Source organism: [Flexibacter] sp. ATCC 35103, assembly GCF_001975985.1.
In the GTDB taxonomy this organism is placed as follows: domain Bacteria; phylum Bacteroidota; class Bacteroidia; order Flavobacteriales; family Flavobacteriaceae; genus Flavobacterium.
Genome location: NZ_MTQF01000005.1, coordinates 224,835 through 241,116, shown reverse-complemented (window position 1 = coordinate 241,116; position 16,282 = coordinate 224,835). Strand labels below are relative to the sequence as shown.

General features: G+C 33.4%; 18 protein-coding genes. 8 read left to right on the top strand and 10 right to left on the bottom strand.

Features of this window, described 5'->3' with window-relative positions:
• The first annotated feature begins 32 nt into the window (after nucleotides 1-32).
• The gene (locus BXU01_RS12190; RefSeq protein ID WP_083693464.1) at nucleotides 33-668 is read left to right on the top strand and encodes a polysaccharide deacetylase family protein; all 636 of its coding nucleotides are present in this window, start codon (nucleotides 33-35) and stop codon (nucleotides 666-668) included.
• A gap of 24 nt (nucleotides 669-692) precedes the next feature.
• Here BXU01_RS12190 and BXU01_RS12185 read toward each other — a convergent pair whose 3' ends face one another.
• The 9 genes from BXU01_RS12185 to BXU01_RS12150 form a co-directional block, all read right to left on the bottom strand.
• On the bottom strand, nucleotides 693-995 hold the full coding sequence (locus BXU01_RS12185) for a co-chaperone YbbN (RefSeq protein WP_007803883.1): 303 nt from the start codon (nucleotides 993-995) through the stop codon (nucleotides 693-695).
• Nucleotides 996-1,069: 74 nt separating this feature from the next.
• Nucleotides 1,070-2,305 carry a metallophosphoesterase gene (locus tag BXU01_RS12180; RefSeq protein WP_083693463.1) on the bottom strand — a complete coding sequence of 412 codons (1,236 nt, stop codon included), beginning with the start codon at nucleotides 2,303-2,305 and terminating at the stop codon, nucleotides 1,070-1,072.
• Between the two features lie 120 nt (nucleotides 2,306-2,425).
• Nucleotides 2,426-3,277, bottom strand: coding sequence for an IS3 family transposase (locus BXU01_RS12175; RefSeq protein WP_206196619.1), 852 nt, complete (start codon nucleotides 3,275-3,277; stop codon nucleotides 2,426-2,428).
• 14 nt (nucleotides 3,278-3,291) lie between these two features.
• Nucleotides 3,292-3,720 carry a hypothetical protein gene (locus BXU01_RS23755; protein WP_206196618.1) on the bottom strand — a complete coding sequence of 143 codons (429 nt, stop codon included), beginning with the start codon at nucleotides 3,718-3,720 and terminating at the stop codon, nucleotides 3,292-3,294.
• Between the two features lie 150 nt (nucleotides 3,721-3,870).
• A complete protein-coding gene (locus BXU01_RS12170; RefSeq protein WP_083693462.1) occupies nucleotides 3,871-4,059 on the bottom strand; it encodes a hypothetical protein in 189 nt (62 codons plus the stop codon).
• Nucleotides 4,060-4,166: 107 nt separating this feature from the next.
• Nucleotides 4,167-5,504, bottom strand: a complete 1,338-nt coding sequence (locus tag BXU01_RS12165; RefSeq protein WP_255373754.1) for a cell wall metabolism sensor histidine kinase WalK — start codon at nucleotides 5,502-5,504, stop codon at nucleotides 4,167-4,169.
• Nucleotides 5,505-5,513: 9 nt separating this feature from the next.
• Nucleotides 5,514-6,188, bottom strand: a complete 675-nt coding sequence (locus tag BXU01_RS12160; RefSeq protein ID WP_083693460.1) for a response regulator transcription factor — start codon at nucleotides 6,186-6,188, stop codon at nucleotides 5,514-5,516.
• Between the two features lie 188 nt (nucleotides 6,189-6,376).
• On the bottom strand, nucleotides 6,377-6,559 hold the full coding sequence (locus BXU01_RS12155; protein WP_083693459.1) for a hypothetical protein: 183 nt from the start codon (nucleotides 6,557-6,559) through the stop codon (nucleotides 6,377-6,379).
• Nucleotides 6,560-6,609: 50 nt separating this feature from the next.
• Nucleotides 6,610-6,807: a hypothetical protein gene (locus BXU01_RS12150; RefSeq protein WP_083693458.1), complete on the bottom strand. Its 198-nt coding sequence runs from the start codon at nucleotides 6,805-6,807 to the stop codon at nucleotides 6,610-6,612.
• 324 nt (nucleotides 6,808-7,131) lie between these two features.
• Here BXU01_RS12150 and polA point away from each other — a divergent pair, with 324 nt between their 5' ends.
• On the top strand, nucleotides 7,132-9,972 hold the full coding sequence (polA, locus tag BXU01_RS12145; RefSeq protein WP_083693457.1) for a DNA polymerase I: 2,841 nt from the start codon (nucleotides 7,132-7,134) through the stop codon (nucleotides 9,970-9,972).
• Between the two features lie 155 nt (nucleotides 9,973-10,127).
• Here polA and BXU01_RS12140 read toward each other — a convergent pair whose 3' ends face one another.
• Complete coding sequence (locus tag BXU01_RS12140) at nucleotides 10,128-11,153, bottom strand: LacI family DNA-binding transcriptional regulator (RefSeq protein WP_083693456.1); 1,026 nt, start codon at nucleotides 11,151-11,153, stop codon at nucleotides 10,128-10,130.
• Nucleotides 11,154-11,347: 194 nt separating this feature from the next.
• On the opposite strand from BXU01_RS12140, the gene BXU01_RS12135 reads away from it, so the two are divergent.
• The 6 genes from BXU01_RS12135 to tsf all read left to right on the top strand — a co-directional run bounded on the left by BXU01_RS12135 (nucleotide 11,348) and on the right by tsf (nucleotide 16,034).
• The gene (locus tag BXU01_RS12135; RefSeq protein ID WP_083693455.1) at nucleotides 11,348-12,094 is read left to right on the top strand and encodes a ferritin-like domain-containing protein; all 747 of its coding nucleotides are present in this window, start codon (nucleotides 11,348-11,350) and stop codon (nucleotides 12,092-12,094) included.
• A gap of 26 nt (nucleotides 12,095-12,120) precedes the next feature.
• Nucleotides 12,121-12,933, top strand: coding sequence for a ferritin-like domain-containing protein (locus BXU01_RS12130; protein WP_083693454.1), 813 nt, complete (start codon nucleotides 12,121-12,123; stop codon nucleotides 12,931-12,933).
• A gap of 192 nt (nucleotides 12,934-13,125) precedes the next feature.
• Nucleotides 13,126-13,581: a 50S ribosomal protein L13 gene (gene rplM / locus BXU01_RS12125; RefSeq protein WP_007808911.1), complete on the top strand. Its 456-nt coding sequence runs from the start codon at nucleotides 13,126-13,128 to the stop codon at nucleotides 13,579-13,581.
• Nucleotides 13,581-13,967 (top strand): 30S ribosomal protein S9, encoded by a 387-nt coding sequence (rpsI, locus tag BXU01_RS12120; protein ID WP_007808909.1) that lies wholly within the window; start codon nucleotides 13,581-13,583, stop codon nucleotides 13,965-13,967. Before rplM ends, rpsI begins: the two co-directional genes overlap by 1 nt.
• Before the next feature lie 176 nt (nucleotides 13,968-14,143).
• Nucleotides 14,144-14,935, top strand: coding sequence for a 30S ribosomal protein S2 (rpsB, locus tag BXU01_RS12115; protein WP_083693453.1), 792 nt, complete (start codon nucleotides 14,144-14,146; stop codon nucleotides 14,933-14,935).
• A gap of 136 nt (nucleotides 14,936-15,071) precedes the next feature.
• Nucleotides 15,072-16,034, top strand: a complete 963-nt coding sequence (gene tsf, locus BXU01_RS12110) for a translation elongation factor Ts (protein ID WP_083693452.1) — start codon at nucleotides 15,072-15,074, stop codon at nucleotides 16,032-16,034.
• The last annotated feature ends 248 nt before the right edge of the window (nucleotides 16,035-16,282 follow it).

Below are 16,282 nucleotides of genomic sequence, written 5' to 3'. Positions count from 1 at the left end.
TTTATTTTTACATATCTGTAAATCAAATCAAAATGAGCTTTTATTGGGTAAAAACTAATTCATTTATCAAAAGGGTATTTTCTAAATATTGTTGGGATATTCCAAACAACGAAAAGAAAATATATCTAACCTTTGATGATGGCCCAACGCCGGAAATTACAGACTGGGTTTTATCTGAATTGAAAAAGTTTGATGCAAAAGCTACTTTCTTTTGTATAGGAAAAAACATAAAAGCCAACTTGGCTTTATTCGAAAAATTAATTACCGAAGGACATTCTATAGGAAACCATACCATGAACCACGTAAATGGATGGAAAAGCAGTAACAATGATTATATTGAGAATGTTAAAAACTGTGCTGCGATTTTAGAAGAAGAAAAAATGTGCAACATGATATTTCGTCCGCCTTACGGGAAGATAAAAAAGGCACAATCTAAAATTCTAAGAAAATTAGGGTATAAAATAATTATGTGGGATGTTTTAAGTGCTGATTTTGATCAGACTATTACTCCTGAAAAGTGCCTGGAAAACGTTACTAAAAATGTAAAATCAGGAAGTGTGATTGTATTTCATGACAGCATAAAAGCTTCACCTAATTTAAAATTTGCTTTACCAAAAACGTTACACTTTTTAAAGGAGAACGGCTATACGTTTGATATTATTCACTAAACAACATCAACAAAAGAGTAGTATTTATAAACTGAATTGTTCCTGAACAATTCCGATAATTGTATTTGCATCAAGTTCGCCAGATTGTCTCCAGATCATTTGTCCTTCTTTATAGATCATTAAAGTAGGAAGACCTTTAATACGAAGGGCTTCTGCTAATTCCTGATTTTTATCCACATCTATCTTAATCACTTTGGCTTTATCGCCTAGTGCAGCCGCAACATCCTTAATTACAGGATGCATCGATACAGATGATTCATTCCAATCCGTGTAAAAATCAATTAACACTGGGACCTGAGCATTTATAAGTTCTCCAAATTTTGACATAAAACCAAAAATTTAATTCTTTTTTATTCTGTTAAAAAGAGGTAATTATATACAAATGTAGCATTTTTAACGAATTAAGCCACATTGTTCCCTTTTTTTAGTTCAATCACTGTAATTTCGGGCATAATACCCACTCTTCCTGGATAAGCATGAAAACCAAATCCGCGATTTACATAAACATAGCGGCCAACATTTTCATATAATCCTGCCCATTGTTTGTAAATATACTGCGCCAGACTCCATTTAAAGTATCCCGGAATTTCAATTCCAAATTGCATACCATGCGTATGGCCTGACAAAGTCAAATGAAAGTTTTTAGGGTGATTTTTGATCTCATATTCCCAATGACTCGGATCATGGCTCATCAACACCTTAAAATCATGCTGATGCACGTTTTGAGATGCTTTATTTAAATCTCCTGCTTTCTTAAAATTCTGTCCCCAATTTTCTACTCCAATTAAGGCGATTTTATCATCTCCTTTTTGAATATAAGTATGTTCATTAAGCAAAAGCTCAAAACCTATCTGACCATAAAGACTTTTAATTCCCTGAAAGTTTTCGTCTTTTTGTTTCTCAGAAGGCCATGTAACATATTCACCATAATCATGGTTTCCTAGAACGGAAAACTTACCATATTTATACTCTTTTATCCTGTTAAAGGTTTCTAACCACGGATGCATTTCTTTAGCATGCGTATTTACAATGTCTCCTGTAAACAAAATCATATCTGCTTCCTGCTCATTAATCAAATCAATAGCATAATTTATTTTGTCCGGATCATCAAAACTGCCACTATGAACATCTGAAATCTGAGTGATTTTAAATCCATCAAAAGCATCCGGCAAATCAGGAAAATAGATGGTTTGCTTAAAAACTTTAAAATTATATTTACCTTCAAAAATTCCGTAAAGCAGCGATAAAAAAGGAACCGCAGCCAAACCTAAAGCCACTTGACTAATAAATTTTCTTCTGTCCGGCATAATATCTTTTCTTGGAACATTATACATGAAATAATTCAGGATACTTGCGCCAATCCTAAAAATATCTTCACCAAACATTACAAGCGTCAAAACTATTTTAGGAACATATACCAATAGCATCAAACCCATTGTAAACATGGTTTGTTTGGTCTGTCCAACAGAACGATCAAATTGTGTAAAAGAGTAAATGATAAAAATTAAAAGCAGCAAACTTATAATTTGGTAACTCACCAACACCCATCTCAATTTTACTAAGGTACGAAAGGCTTGATAAGAATAGAACTCAATAAATAAAAAAAGAGCACATAGAAGTACAAAACGTAAGATCATTATTTATAGTTTTAAGCAAAGTAACAAAGAATGAATTTTTTATTGCTTTTTATTATCAAAATTTTAACTCTGTCTCGTCCTAAAAAAACGATACTGATTTTATTAGATAAAAATAATTAATTAAACAGTTGCAAGAACGTTCTTGCAACTGTTTTTGGTTTTATATGTTCTTATTTGCATTTGATTTTGACAATGCATTTGATTTGGTGTTAGCATATGATTAGAATAATGAGGTCTTTGCTCATTATAAATATTAATAGATTCCCTTATAATCTGTTTTGTAATTTTTATTTCTTGATGATATTTATCGACCATAAATTCTTGCTTTAAAATTCCATTAATCCTTTCAGTTATGGCATTTTCATACGGATCTGAGTTTTGGGTCATACTGCATAAAACCTTGTTTTTGATTAGCTCCTTTTGATATTCATTAGCGCAATATTGCAATCCTCTATCTGAATGATGGATTAGAGTCAACATGTTGGATTTTCTTTGTTTAAGAGCCATTTTCAATGCTTTTAAACTGCTTTGTGTATTAAGATTTTTGGCAACATAATACCCCATTATCTTCTTTGAGTAAGCATCTGTGACTAAACTTAAATAACAGGGATGATCTCTTTTTCCGATATAAGTAATATCACAGACCCAAACTTGTTCAGGACGATTTATCTCTAAACCTAAAATTCGATTTTTATGTATTCTAAAACGATGATGTGAGTTTGTTGTTACATGATAACTCCGTTTTGGCACAATTAATAAATGATTTGCCCTGAGTATATCAAAGAATTTATCTCTACCGATTTTTAGTTCTTTAAGTTCTCGTGATAAAAGATAATACAGTTTTCTAGCACCAATCTTAGGCATCTTTTCCCTTATATCCCCAACTAGTAAAACAACTTCTTGGGCTTTGGTTTGCCTGGAGTTTTTTCTTCTAATTCTTCGATAATAAACCTGTCTGTCTATCCCGAACAAATAACAGGTAAATGCTACTGTTTGTTGTTCTTTTTGTTTGAAGTGGCCGATTGTTCGGGTGCAGAGTTTTTTCGGATATCAATATGGTATTCCTTTTCAGCCAAATCAATCATCATATCAAAGAGAATAGCTTTTTTGTCTGCAACAAAAGCCTGTCTCTCCAATAGTGCTTTTTGCTTTTCCAATAACTTTACTTGAGCTTCAAGTTCCATTATCTTCTGTTCAGGTGTTTTTGCCATTTGGGTGGGGTTTTGGTTCTCCCAATCAAAGTTACCAAATTTTCTTAACCAATTTAAAACTGTGGCATGACTCTGAATGCCATATTGTTTCCTTGTTTGAGTAATAGAAATATTTCCCTTTTCAATCTCACTAACAATCTGAAGTTTTAGTGACATACTATAGTCTCGTTGACTACGCTTTACATAATTTAATTCATCTTTCATAACGATGGCTTTTTGTGTATCGCTATTTCAGGACAAGACACTCAAATAAAACAAAAAGCCGATAGATTTCTCTACCAGCTTTTTCTCTACCAAATTTTTTAAAACCTTTATAATCCACAACATGGTTTAAATTACCAAACCTGTGTTGTTTTATTTTTTAGCTTCAGGCTTAGCTGCTTCTGGTTTTGCCTCGGCTTTTTTAGCTTTTTTATCTGCTTTTTTGTCTTTTTTAGGAGCTTTAGCTTCTTTTACCGGAGTTGTTTGAGCTGGAGTTGTTTGAGCGTTTACCATTGCAGTTGTTCCTAAAACAAGTACTGCTAACATTACTAATTTTTTCATGATTTGAAGTTTTTATGATTATTAATATTTTCATTTATTATACCTCAAAGATATATTCGCTAAATGAAGACAAAATGAAGATTGGGCAACTTTGAAAAAATTAACTTTTAATTTTGTTTTTGCGCCTCAGGAAATAATAACATAAAGGTCGTGTTTTCATTTATTTGCGAAGTAACCTTTATCTCAATATGATGAAAAGAAGCAATACTGGCTGCAATAGCAAGCCCTAAGCCCTGCCCTTCCTGATCTGAACTAATTCTCGCAAACCTGTTGAATATGTTTTCAATCTGAGAAGGATTCATACCAATTCCGGAATTAGTTATCGAAATAAAATAATTGTTTTCTAAAAAACCGTCTGCAACTTCAATACTTCCGTTTGGCTTATTGTATTTGATCGCATTGGTAACCAGATTATAAATCAGAATATGAATAAGGGTTTTATTTCCTGTAAAAGCAAAATCATGATCCATTTTATTCAAAAACTGAATTTCTCTATCATCAATACGATCTTGTAAATCTTCCTGCAGGTCCGTAATAATATCATGAAAATTTATATCCTCGTTTGCTTCGTATTGATTGTTTTCGATTCTGGAAATCAATAGTAAATTATTGATTATTTTTTTTAGCATATCCAATGTTCTTAAGGAACCTGCAATTTTATCAAAAGCATTATCATCTAAGGAATCATTTTGAAGCAGGTTCTCGAACTTATTTTTAAGCAAAGCAATTGGCGTAAGCAATTCATGGGAAACATTTGAGATGAATTGCTTTTCTTTTTTAAAAAGTTCTGCAATACGGTCCATCATCTGATTTAACACAAAATCCAGTTCCCTAAAATCCCTTGACCTGGCTTTTATTGGCGTATGATCAAAAGCTTCAGGTTCGTTTACACGCCTTATTTTAGTATCTATAATTTTATAGAAAGGCTTGAGCAGGTATTCTATATAAAAAGTATCTGCCAGAAAAGTTATAAAGAGTATAACGACAAATACAATTATAATAAAAAACCTGATTATAAAAGTGAGGTCATTTACCTCGCCAAGACTACTTCCTATTTCGAGCTGATAACCTTGATTTTCATAAATAAAATGATATTGCAGAATTCTGTATTCATTTTCTTCGCCCTCGATAATGCGATATTCATTATTAAAAACAGCTTTTTTTTGATTGGCTTTTACAGGGGATTTCGAAAGTACCAAAAACTCACTGTGTAGTGTCGAAAACTGCGAATATGTTTCAGTCGAGTCATCTGAGTTTTCTATAAAATCATTAATTTCATTTTTATCTAAATGCTCAATAAATTTTTGCTTTTTTTCAAGCAATCCATTATTAATATGTCGGTATACCACATCTTCGACCAATATTGGCAGCATTAGCCACAACACTAAAATTACCAAAAGTCTTGTTAGCGCATTAAAAATAGCCAATTGATGTTTTATTTTCACAATATTTATTTACTCATTAATACGATAGCCAACATTTCTTACGGTTTCAAACCAATCTATTGCAGTATGTTTATCCAGTTTTTTTCTAAGATTTCGAACATGCACATCTATAAAATTTGAATCTGAATTTACCTCCAGAATATCTCCCCAGATATGTTCTGTCAATTGCAATCTCGTTATTACCCTGTTTTTATTTAAAACCAAATATTGAAAAATATCAAATTCCTTTTTGGTAAGACTAATAGGTATTTCATCATAACTCACTTTATAATCCTGAAGCTGCAGTAAGAATCCATGAATACTTAAACTGTTCAAAGTAAACCCATGAATCCTGCGAATCACAGCAAATAATCTGGCACTAAGCTCTGTTAAGGCAAAAGGTTTGGTCAAATAATCATCTGCACCAAGATGCAAACCGTTTATTCTGTCATCTAATTCGCCGCGTGCCGTGAGCACAATAACTGCCATTTTTGACTTTGTTTTGCGAACTGTTTTTAAAACCTCAAATCCATCTCCGTCAGGCAAACCAAGATCAAGAAGCATAGCATCATAATCATTACTACTCACTTCTTCAAGAGCATCACCGCAATTATGAGCAATTTTGCAAACGTAACCTACATTACATAAAAAATCGTAAATCTCGACAGCAAGTTCCTTATTATCTTCAACAATCAGAATATTCATAATACAGCATTTAAGCGCAAATAAATTTAAGCAATTCTAAAAAACATATTGCGCATTATTAAAAAATTAACGAATCAAAAAAAGCTGATAAATTTCTTTACCAGCTTTCTCCATCTGCATTCTCATAATCATTACTTCTGTTTTGCCTCCTTTACAATTCTTTGAAAGCAAAACAAAAACAACTTTTATTATTTCACCTTAGCCGCTTCTGCTTTTGGAGTTTCAGCTTTTACTTTTTTATCAGCTTTGTTTTTGTGGTGTTTTGTAGCTTTAACTTCTTTTGCAGGAGTTGCCTGAGCTGGAGTTGTTTGAGCACTCACCATTGCTGTTGTTCCTAAAACTGCTGCTAATACGATAAATAAATTTCTCATGATTTCTAAATTTTAAATTAATTAACCTTTTATTTTACATTGACCTTTTCTTATTTTTTTACTTTAGCTGTCTCTACTTTTACAGCTTCGCTTTTCTCTGATTTCGCTTTTTTATCAGTTTTGTTTTTTAGGTGTTTTGTAGCTTTAACTTCTTTTGCAGGAGTTGCTTTAACATCTTTTGCAGGAAAAGCACTTACCATTACACTTGTACCCAAAACTGCTACTAATAACATCAATAAATTTCTCATGATTTCTACTATTTAAAAATTAATATCTTTTATTTTACAGATCAAATGTACCTCTGTAATATGAAGACAAAATGAAGAAATCCCTGATCATAAATATTTTAACTTGACATTAACTATTGGTTCTTTTTTTCACCATATAAGTAATATAAGTTCATTTAAATATATAATCGTAATAATAATTAGACGCACTGCAGTGCGTCTCTACAGAATGTGTGCTGCTAAAATGACCTTACAATCCTTATATAGTTGAAAACAAATTAAATTTTCAGAACCGAATCATTTTTAAAACCCAATTGTTTATTTTTACACACTAATATTTTTTCTATGTCAACTCAAAAACGTCTTTTTCTTCTCGATGCTTACGCTTTAATTTTTCGTGGTTATTATGCCTTCATAAAAAATCCCCGAATTAATTCTAAAGGAATGGATACATCAGCGATCATGGGATTCATGAATTCGCTTTTGGATGTTATTAAACGTGAAAAACCAGATCATTTGGCCGTAGCTTTTGATAAAGAAGGAAGTCAGGTAAGAACAGAAATGTTTTCTGACTACAAAGCCAATCGTGATGCAACACCCGAAGCTATAAAAATTGCCATTCCATATATTCAGGATTTATTAAGAGCGATGCATATTCCTATTATAGAAATGGCTGGCTGCGAAGCTGATGATTTGATTGGTACAATTGCCAAACAAGCCGAAAAAGAAAACTACAAAGTCTTTATGGTAACTCCGGATAAGGATTTTGCACAATTAGTTTCTGAAAATATTTTCATGTATAAACCAGCCCGAATGGGAAATGGTATCGAAATTTGGGGCGTTCCTGAAGTTTTGGCAAAATTTGAAATCGAAAGACCGGAACAAGTAATCGACTTTCTTGGAATGATGGGAGATGCTGTCGATAATATTCCGGGATTACCGGGAGTTGGTGAAGTTACCGCTAAAAAATTCCTGAAAGAGTTTGGCTCAATGGAAAATCTTTTAGATAATACCCATTTGCTAAAAGGTAAAATGAAAGAGAATATCGAAGCCAATAAAGAAAAAGGAATCTTATCTAAAAAACTGGCTACTATTATATGTGATTGCGATGTTGTTTTTAATGAAAATGACTATGAACTTTCACGACCTGATATTGAAAAAACCGACGCAATTTTTCAGGAATTGGAGTTTAGAAGAATGGCGGAGCAATTTGATAATTTATTTAAAGTTGGCGGCGGAAATGAATTAGCCAATAAAGGTGATGAAGCTAAATTATATAAAAAACCACAACCTAAAAACGAAGATCAATTTGATCTTTTTGGAGGTGGCGCAACTACAGATGAAAATACCGAAGAAAGAACATCTTTTTATAATACTTTAGAGAACACACCTCACTCCTACCAAGCTGTTGAAGGTGATTTAGGAATTAAATTGCTTTTACAAAATCTACAAAAACAAACTTCTGTTTGTTTTGATACCGAAACTACCGGTCTGGATGCTTTGCATGCAGAATTGGTTGGAATGTCTTTTGCTTATGAAAAAGGAAAAGCATTTTACGTTCCGTTTCCGGAAAGCCAGGAAGAAGCTCAGATTTTAGTTGATAAATTCAAACCGTTTTTTGAGAATGAAAATATCGAAAAAATTGGTCAGAACTTAAAATATGATTTAAAAATCCTTTCTAATTATGGCGTTGTTGTAAAAGGAAAACTTTTTGATACGATGATTGCGCATTATCTGATTAATCCGGATATGCGTCATAATATGGATATTCTGGCTGAAACCTATTTGAAGTATTCTCCAAAATCAATTGAAACATTAATTGGTAAAAAAGGTAAAAACCAAATTACAATGCGTGAAGTTGCACTTGAAGAAATCAAGGAATATGCCGCCGAAGATGCGGATATCACATTACAATTAAAAGAGATTTTTACTGCTGAATTAGACAAAACCGAGACTAAAAAATTATTCGATGAAATCGAAATTCCGTTAGTTAGTGTTTTAGCAGACATGGAAACCGAAGGAATTCGATTAGATGTTGAGTTCTTAAGCATTATGTCTAAAGAAATGGACATTGAAATTAAATCTCTCGAAGAAAAAATATACGAAACTGCCGGAGAGAAATTCAATCTGGCTTCTCCAAAACAATTAGGAGATATCTTATTCGACAAACTAAAAATTGGCGGAGCAAAACAAAAGAAAACCAAAACGGGTCAATATGCGACCGGCGAAGAGGTTTTAACGTATTTAGCAAATGACAACCCGATCGTAAAACAAATTCTGGATTGGCGCCAGATGGTAAAATTACAAAGTACCTATATCCTTGCTTTACCGGAACAAGTAGATAAAAAAACATTACGCGTTCATACTGATTATATGCAAACTGTTGCGGCAACAGGCCGTTTGAGTTCTAATAATCCGAACTTGCAAAACATCCCGATTCGTACAGAAAGAGGCCGCCAGATTCGTAAAGCATTTGTTGCCCGCGATGAAAACCACACTTTAATATCTGCCGATTATTCGCAAATTGAATTAAGAATTATTGCTGCTTTAAGTGGTGAAGAAAATATGATTGCCGCTTTCCAGAACGGAGAAGACATTCATAAAGCAACCGCCGCAAAAGTATTTGATGTTCCATTAGACGAGGTTTCACGCGAACAAAGAAGTAATGCTAAAACAGTAAACTTTGGTATTATTTACGGCGTTTCTGCTTTTGGGTTAAGCAATCAGACTTCATTATCCCGTAGCGAAAGTGCCGCTTTGATCGAAGCGTATTATAAAACATACCCAAGATTAAGATCTTATATTAATGAGCAAATAGAATTTGCCCGCGAAAAAGGATATGTACAAACTATTCTTGGTCGTCGTAGATATTTAAAAGACATCAACTCAGCAAATGCTGTAGTTCGTAGTGCTGCTGAAAGAAATGCTGTAAATGCACCAATTCAGGGAAGTGCTGCCGATGTAATTAAAATCGCCATGATCAACATTCATAAAAAATTAAAAGAAGAAAACTGGAAATCCAGAATGTTGCTTCAGGTTCATGATGAGCTTGTTTTCGATGTTCACAACGACGAACTCGAGAAAATCCAGCCTATGATTAAACATGAAATGGAAAACGCGTTTATGATGAGTGTTCCTTTAGATGTAGAACTTGGATTGGGTCTGGATTGGCTGGCAGCACATTAAAGTCATTGCGAGGAACGAAGCAATCTCATTTGCTGAATTAAACTTTGTGCGTCATTATTAGTGAGGTTGCTTCGTTCCTCGCAATGACAAAAATTAGATATAAAAAAAGGACTGTTCGAAAGAACAGTCCTTTTTTTATGAATTAAACTTTATGATTAAGCTTTTCTTGTAGATTCTCGTTCTTTCAATTTTGTTTTGATAACGATAGTTTCATAATCTGAAGTTTCTTCTTCAGATTCTTCCAGACGTTTGATTAATTGTTTGGCAGCAACTTCTCCAATTTCGATTCCGTGTTGACTTACTGTAGTCAAACTTGGCGATAAACGTCTTGAAGCTAAAATTCCATCGGCAAAACCTATTATTGATATATCTTCAGGAACTTTATATCCTTTCTTCAAACTTACACGTAAAGCCGCAACTGAATCATTTTCATCCAAAGCAAAAATAGCGTCGATTTTATTATCGAAAATGGCATCAATTCTAGCTTTCATATCTTCTTCAGAATCGGTACGAAGAATAATTTTTTCGTTTACAGGAATATTATTATCTGCTAAAGCTTTCAAATATCCATCTGCTCTTAATTTCCCAACGCTTAAATTATCTACTGAAGAAATTAAGGCAATATTTTTACATCCCAAATTAATTAAATGCTGAGTTGAATTTAAAGCTGAATCAAAATCATCAACCACAACTTTATCACATTCTACTTCATCTGCAATACGATCAAACATTACGATTGGAGTTCCATCATTTATAATCGCTGAAAAATGGCTGTAATCTTGTAGTTTTTGTGCTTCTTCAGAAACAGAAAGGATAAATCCGTCGATTGTCCCGTTGCTTAGCATTTCAAGAGTATGAATTTCCTTCTCTAAAGATTCATTCGAAATACAGGTAATTACATTATATCCTTTTTTATCCGCTACCTTTTCGATACCACTAAAAACCTTTGCAAAAAAGGAGTTCAATATATTAGGTATAATTACACCAATTGTTTTGGTTTTACGATTCTTTAAATTCAGACCAATAACATTAGGCTTATAATTTTTGAGTTTGGCATACTCCTTAATCTTCACCTTCGTTTGCTCACTAATTTCAGGGCTATCATTTAATGCCTTAGAAACCGTAGAAACAGAAACACCTAGTTCTTTCGCAATTTGTTTTAGAGTTGCTTTAGCTTTCATTTAAAAATAATTTTATGTAATTAATACAAATATAGTAGAATTACCTAAAATAAAACAAAAATCACCTACCAGTATTTGATTTTATAAGACCTTTTTAAAATAAAATTAAAATAGTGCGATTTTTTAAAACCGCATCTCATAAAATTTCGTTAATAACTTAATACATGTTATTAACCTTTTTAAAAACCTTGATTATGAAAAACGAAGTTAAAATTCATGAGGTTGACCCTTCATTGAATAACAGAAGGAGCTTTCTTAAGCTCAGCGGCTTGGCATTAGCAGGCGCAGGTCTTGTAATAGCTGGTTGCAGCAACGATGATAATGACAACGGACCGGAAGACACGTCGTTACCAGGAGTTAGAAATGGTGTTTTTGATTTAGGCTCTGGAGATTTTGGAGTATTAACTTATGCTTATGCTCTTGAACAACTGGAAGCCGACTTTTATACTAAAGTTGTAAACTCAACAAGTTTTAACAGCGCCTTTAATGATACTGAACGTCAGGTTTTAACTGATTTGTATCATCACGAAGTAATTCACAGAGATTTTTTTAAAGCTGCTTTATCAGGAGCACTTCCAAATCCAAGCTCACAATTACTTCCTACATTAGCTTTTAATTATGGCTCCCTTAACTTTAATAGCCGTACCGAAGTTCTTGCAACAGCAAAAGCACTCGAAGACACAGGAGTTGCTGCTTATAATGGAGCTGGAAAACTAATAAAAAGTGCCGATTATTTATTATTAGCAGGAAAAATTGTTTCGGTAGAAGCCCGACATGCAGCAGCTATCAGAAGTTTGATCAATCCTAATTCTAAGGATTTTGCCGGAGATGATGTTATAAGTGCATCAACAGGTTTAGATGTCGCTAAAGATCCTTCTAAAATTCTGCCAATTGCCGGAGGATTTATTACTACAAAATTTACTGCCAAATACTTACCTTAATATTAACTAGCTAAAACTTAGAAATTATGAATATTTTAAAATTTATAGAAACATTTACTGATGATAGCTTAATGAGAAGCACTACTTCCCGAAGAGACAGTTTTAATCAGTTTGGAAACATAGGAAAAACACTGGCATATGCATCAATCCCATTTGGATTATCTGCCATGGCAAATAAAGCATTTGCAAAAGATATTACTGCAACACCGGCAACTCCTATTGGTGCTTTGCAATTTGCATTAACATTAGAATACCTGGAAAACGAATTTTATGCAATGGCATTGGATTCAGGAGTAATTCCTGCATCTGAAAACGGAGGTCGTGATTTAAAAGTTTTCCAGCAAATAGCGGCACACGAATCAAGCCACGTTAAATTTTTAATTGCAGGATTAGGAGGTCCCGCAAGTGCAAACTTCGTTGCAAAACCAACATTTGACTTTACTGTTGGCGGTGCATTTGATCCTTTTCATGATTACCCAACCTTTTTAGCATTAGCTCAGGCATTTGAAGATACGGGTGTAAGAGCTTACAAAGGGCAGGCTGCAAATTTAATTTCCACACCTGATTTATTGACCGCTGCATTACAAATTCATTCTGTAGAAGCACGTCATGCCTCTGAAGTACGAAGATTAAGAGGATTAAAAGGCTGGATTTCGAATAGTGAAAGAGGAACAGGAATGCCACCAGCTACCCAAGCTGTTTATGATGGCGAAGGAGTAACTGTGCAGGCAGGATTTAATACCTCTTCTGCATTTGGACCTGCTGCAGGATCAGAAGCTTATGATGAACCACTTACGACGCAACAAGTCGTTGATATTGCAAATTTATTTATTGTTTAGTAAAAACAATTCTAAATATTGAACCACCTTCGCGTTATTGTGAAGGTGGTTTTTTTTATTGTTTTAAATACAAAACTGAAACCCTGATTTTCAGCAGATAAAATATTCTTTTAAGGTATTTGGTTTTAAAATAATTAATTGTACTTTTGCATCCCCTTTATTGGGGATGGAATGTTTAATTAAAATAATATTATGGACGCATTAAGCTACAAGACAATTTCAGCAAGCAAAGCCACTGTAACGAAAGAGTGGATCGTTGTAGACGCTGAAGGTCATAACTTAGGTCGTCTTGCTTCAAAGGTTGCTATGATCTTAAGAGGTAAGTACAAACCAAGTTACACACCGCACGTTGACTGTGGAGATAACGTAATTGTTATCAACTCAGAAAAAATTAACCTTACAGGTACAAAAATGAATGACAAAATTTACATGCGTCATACAGGTTACCCAGGAGGACAAAGAACTTTAACTGCTAAAGTATTGCAATCTAAAAACCCTGCATTATTAGTAGAGAAAGCTGTAAAAGGAATGTTACCTAAAAACAAATTAGGAGCTGAACTTTTTAGAAATCTAAATGTTGTTGTAGGATCTGAGCACAAACAAGGAGCTCAAAAACCTAGAACTGTTAACCTAAACGATCTTAAGTAATGGGAGTTATTCACAAAATCGGTAGAAGAAAAACCGCTGTTGCACGTGTATATGTTTCTGAAGGAACAGGAAAAATCACTGTAAACAAAAAAGAATTCGCAACTTACTTTCCAACTGCAACTTTACAATACAAAGTTTTACAACCAATGTCTATGACAGAAAATGTAAACAACTTTGATGTAAAAGTAAACGTTTACGGAGGTGGTTCAACTGGTCAGGCAGAAGCTGTAAGAATGGCATTAGCACGCGTTATGTGTGAAGTAAATGCTGAAAACAGAGCTATCTTAAAACCAGAAGGTTTATTAACAAGAGATCCAAGAATGGTTGAACGTAAGAAATTCGGTCAGAAGAAAGCTCGTAAGAGATTCCAATTCTCTAAACGTTAATATTACCTGTCTTGTTCAATTAGGACAAGACATGATCAATTATTTATTGAAATTAAAAAACACAGTTGTTGTTGCTCTCCTATCGAGGTAGGAAATAGTTTAGCATCTAAATGTATAAAGCCTGGGAAACCGCCATTTATACATTGCTAATCAACAGAACGTAAACTAGTACAAAAATGGCAAACAAAATAGAAGTAAAAGACTTACTAGAAGCAGGTGTTCACTTTGGACACATGACTAGAAAATGGGACCCAAACATGGCCCCTTACATTTATATGGAGCGTAATGGTATTCACATTATCAATCTATATAAAACTGCAGCTAAAATTGAAGAAGCTAACGAAGCTTTGAAAAAAATCGCTGCATCAGGTAGAAAAATCTTATTCGTAGCTACCAAAAAACAAGCAAAAGACATCGTTGCTGAAAAAGCAAAAGCTGCAAACATGCCTTACATCACTGAAAGATGGCCTGGTGGAATGCTAACTAACTTTGTAACTATCAGAAAGGCAGTTAAAAAAATGTCTTCTATTGATAAAATGAAGAAAGATGGTACTTTCATGACGTTATCTAAAAAAGAGCGTTTGCAAGTTGATCGTCTACGTGCGAAACTAGAGAAAAACTTAGGTTCAATTGCTGACATGTCTAGACTACCAGCTGCATTGTTCGTAGTAGATATCAAAGCTGAACATATCGCAATAAAAGAAGCACAAAAATTAAACATTCCAGTTTTCGCAATGGTTGATACGAATTCTGACCCAAGAGAGGTTGATTACGTTATTCCTGCAAATGATGATGCTTCTAAATCAATTGACAAAATTTTATCTTTAGTTACTGCTGCTGTAATCGACGGTCTTTCTGACAGAGGTTCTGACAAAGAAACTGAAGCTACAACAGAAGAAGCTACTGCTGCTCCTGCTGTAGAAGCTGCGCCAGCTGTTGAAGCTGCTGCTCCTGCAACTGAAGAATAAATCAAATTTAAATTCCAAATTTTAAATTCTAAAATCCAAACACAAATTAAAAACGTTATGTTGATAATTTAATAAAATTGGAGTTTAGAATTTAAAAGATGGAATTTTTACTTTTAACATTAAAATTCAAAATATTATGGCAACAATTACTGCTGCAGACGTAAATAAATTAAGACAATCTACAGGTGCCGGAATGATGGACTGTAAAAAAGCTTTAGTTGAGGCTGACGGAGATTTCGATAAAGCTATACAAGTCCTTAGAGAAAAAGGACAAAAAGTTGCTGCTAACCGTTCTGACCGTGAGTCTTCTGAAGGAGCTGCTGTTTCTTTTATCAATGCTGACAATACTAAAGGAGCTATCATCACTTTAAACTGCGAAACTGATTTCGTAGGTAAAAATGAGGCTTTCGTAACTTTGGCTAAAGAATTAGTAGAAAGAGCTATTAACTTCTCTAATAAAGAAGAATTCTTAGCTTCAGATTTCAACGGAATTACTGTTGCTGAAAAATTAATCGAGCAAACTGGAGTTATCGGAGAAAAAATCGAAATCGGTGGTTTCGAAATTTTAGAAGGTGCTTTTGTTGGATCTTATGTTCACGTTAACAAAATTGCTGCATTAACTGCAATTTCTGCTGCAATTCCTAACGCTGACGTTTTAACTAAAGATGTTTCTATGCAAGTTGCTTCTATGGGAGCTGATACATTATCTTACAAAGATTTTGATCCTGCTTTTGTTGAATCTGAACTTGCTGCTCGTATTGCTGTAATCGAAAAAGATAATGAAGAAGCAAAACGTTTAGGAAAAACTTTAAAAAATGTTCCTAAATATATTTCTTTCTCTCAATTAACTGAAGAAGTTTTAAAACAAGCTGAAGAAGATGCTAAAGCTGAATTAAAAGCTGAAGGTAAACCAGAGCAAATTTGGGACAAAATTATCCCAGGAAAAGTTCAACGTTTTATCTCTGACAACACTACTTTAGATCAAGAGAAAGCTTTGTTAGACCAAAACTTTATCAAAGATGATAGTAAAAAAGTTGGTGATTACGTTAAAGGATACAACGTTGAAATCACAGGTTTCAAAAGAGTTACTTTAGGTTAATATATTATTTCAATATAAAAAGCCCGAATATTAATTTATTCGGGCTTTTTTTTGTTTTGATAATTCCTGTTCAATTAGACATATAAGATTATTTAAAAGCTATAATTTAAATTTACCCTAAAATTCTAAAGCTTTTTAAGGTTATTTTTTTGTCAATTTCAACAAAAGAAAACTCGAAAGATAACAGATCGAATTCTCGTTGTAAAATTACTTGAAGAGCTTTGCTTCGCCTGTTCGTTATCGCTCGA

What these genes read in the sequence shown, in the direction of transcription:
- BXU01_RS12180 (WP_083693463.1), bottom strand. Translation starts at nt 2,305, where the DNA reads ATGATCTTACGTTTTGTACTTCTATGTGCTCTTTTTTTATTTATTGAG.
- BXU01_RS12170 (WP_083693462.1), bottom strand. Translation starts at nt 4,059, where the DNA reads ATGAAAAAATTAGTAATGTTAGCAGTACTTGTTTTAGGAACAACTGCA.
- BXU01_RS12185 (WP_007803883.1), bottom strand. Translation starts at nt 995, where the DNA reads ATGTCAAAATTTGGAGAACTTATAAATGCTCAGGTCCCAGTGTTAATT.
- BXU01_RS23755 (WP_206196618.1), bottom strand. Translation starts at nt 3,720, where the DNA reads ATGAAAGATGAATTAAATTATGTAAAGCGTAGTCAACGAGACTATAGT.
- rpsI (WP_007808909.1), top strand. Translation starts at nt 13,581, where the DNA reads ATGGGAGTTATTCACAAAATCGGTAGAAGAAAAACCGCTGTTGCACGT.
- polA (WP_083693457.1), top strand. Translation starts at nt 7,132, where the DNA reads ATGTCAACTCAAAAACGTCTTTTTCTTCTCGATGCTTACGCTTTAATT.
- rpsB (WP_083693453.1), top strand. Translation starts at nt 14,144, where the DNA reads ATGGCAAACAAAATAGAAGTAAAAGACTTACTAGAAGCAGGTGTTCAC.
- BXU01_RS12135 (WP_083693455.1), top strand. Translation starts at nt 11,348, where the DNA reads ATGAAAAACGAAGTTAAAATTCATGAGGTTGACCCTTCATTGAATAAC.
- BXU01_RS12155 (WP_083693459.1), bottom strand. Translation starts at nt 6,559, where the DNA reads ATGAGAAATTTATTTATCGTATTAGCAGCAGTTTTAGGAACAACAGCA.
- BXU01_RS12160 (WP_083693460.1), bottom strand. Translation starts at nt 6,188, where the DNA reads ATGAATATTCTGATTGTTGAAGATAATAAGGAACTTGCTGTCGAGATT.
- BXU01_RS12130 (WP_083693454.1), top strand. Translation starts at nt 12,121, where the DNA reads ATGAATATTTTAAAATTTATAGAAACATTTACTGATGATAGCTTAATG.
- BXU01_RS12150 (WP_083693458.1), bottom strand. Translation starts at nt 6,807, where the DNA reads ATGAGAAATTTATTGATGTTATTAGTAGCAGTTTTGGGTACAAGTGTA.
- tsf (WP_083693452.1), top strand. Translation starts at nt 15,072, where the DNA reads ATGGCAACAATTACTGCTGCAGACGTAAATAAATTAAGACAATCTACA.
- rplM (WP_007808911.1), top strand. Translation starts at nt 13,126, where the DNA reads ATGGACGCATTAAGCTACAAGACAATTTCAGCAAGCAAAGCCACTGTA.
- BXU01_RS12190 (WP_083693464.1), top strand. Translation starts at nt 33, where the DNA reads ATGAGCTTTTATTGGGTAAAAACTAATTCATTTATCAAAAGGGTATTT.
- BXU01_RS12140 (WP_083693456.1), bottom strand. Translation starts at nt 11,153, where the DNA reads ATGAAAGCTAAAGCAACTCTAAAACAAATTGCGAAAGAACTAGGTGTT.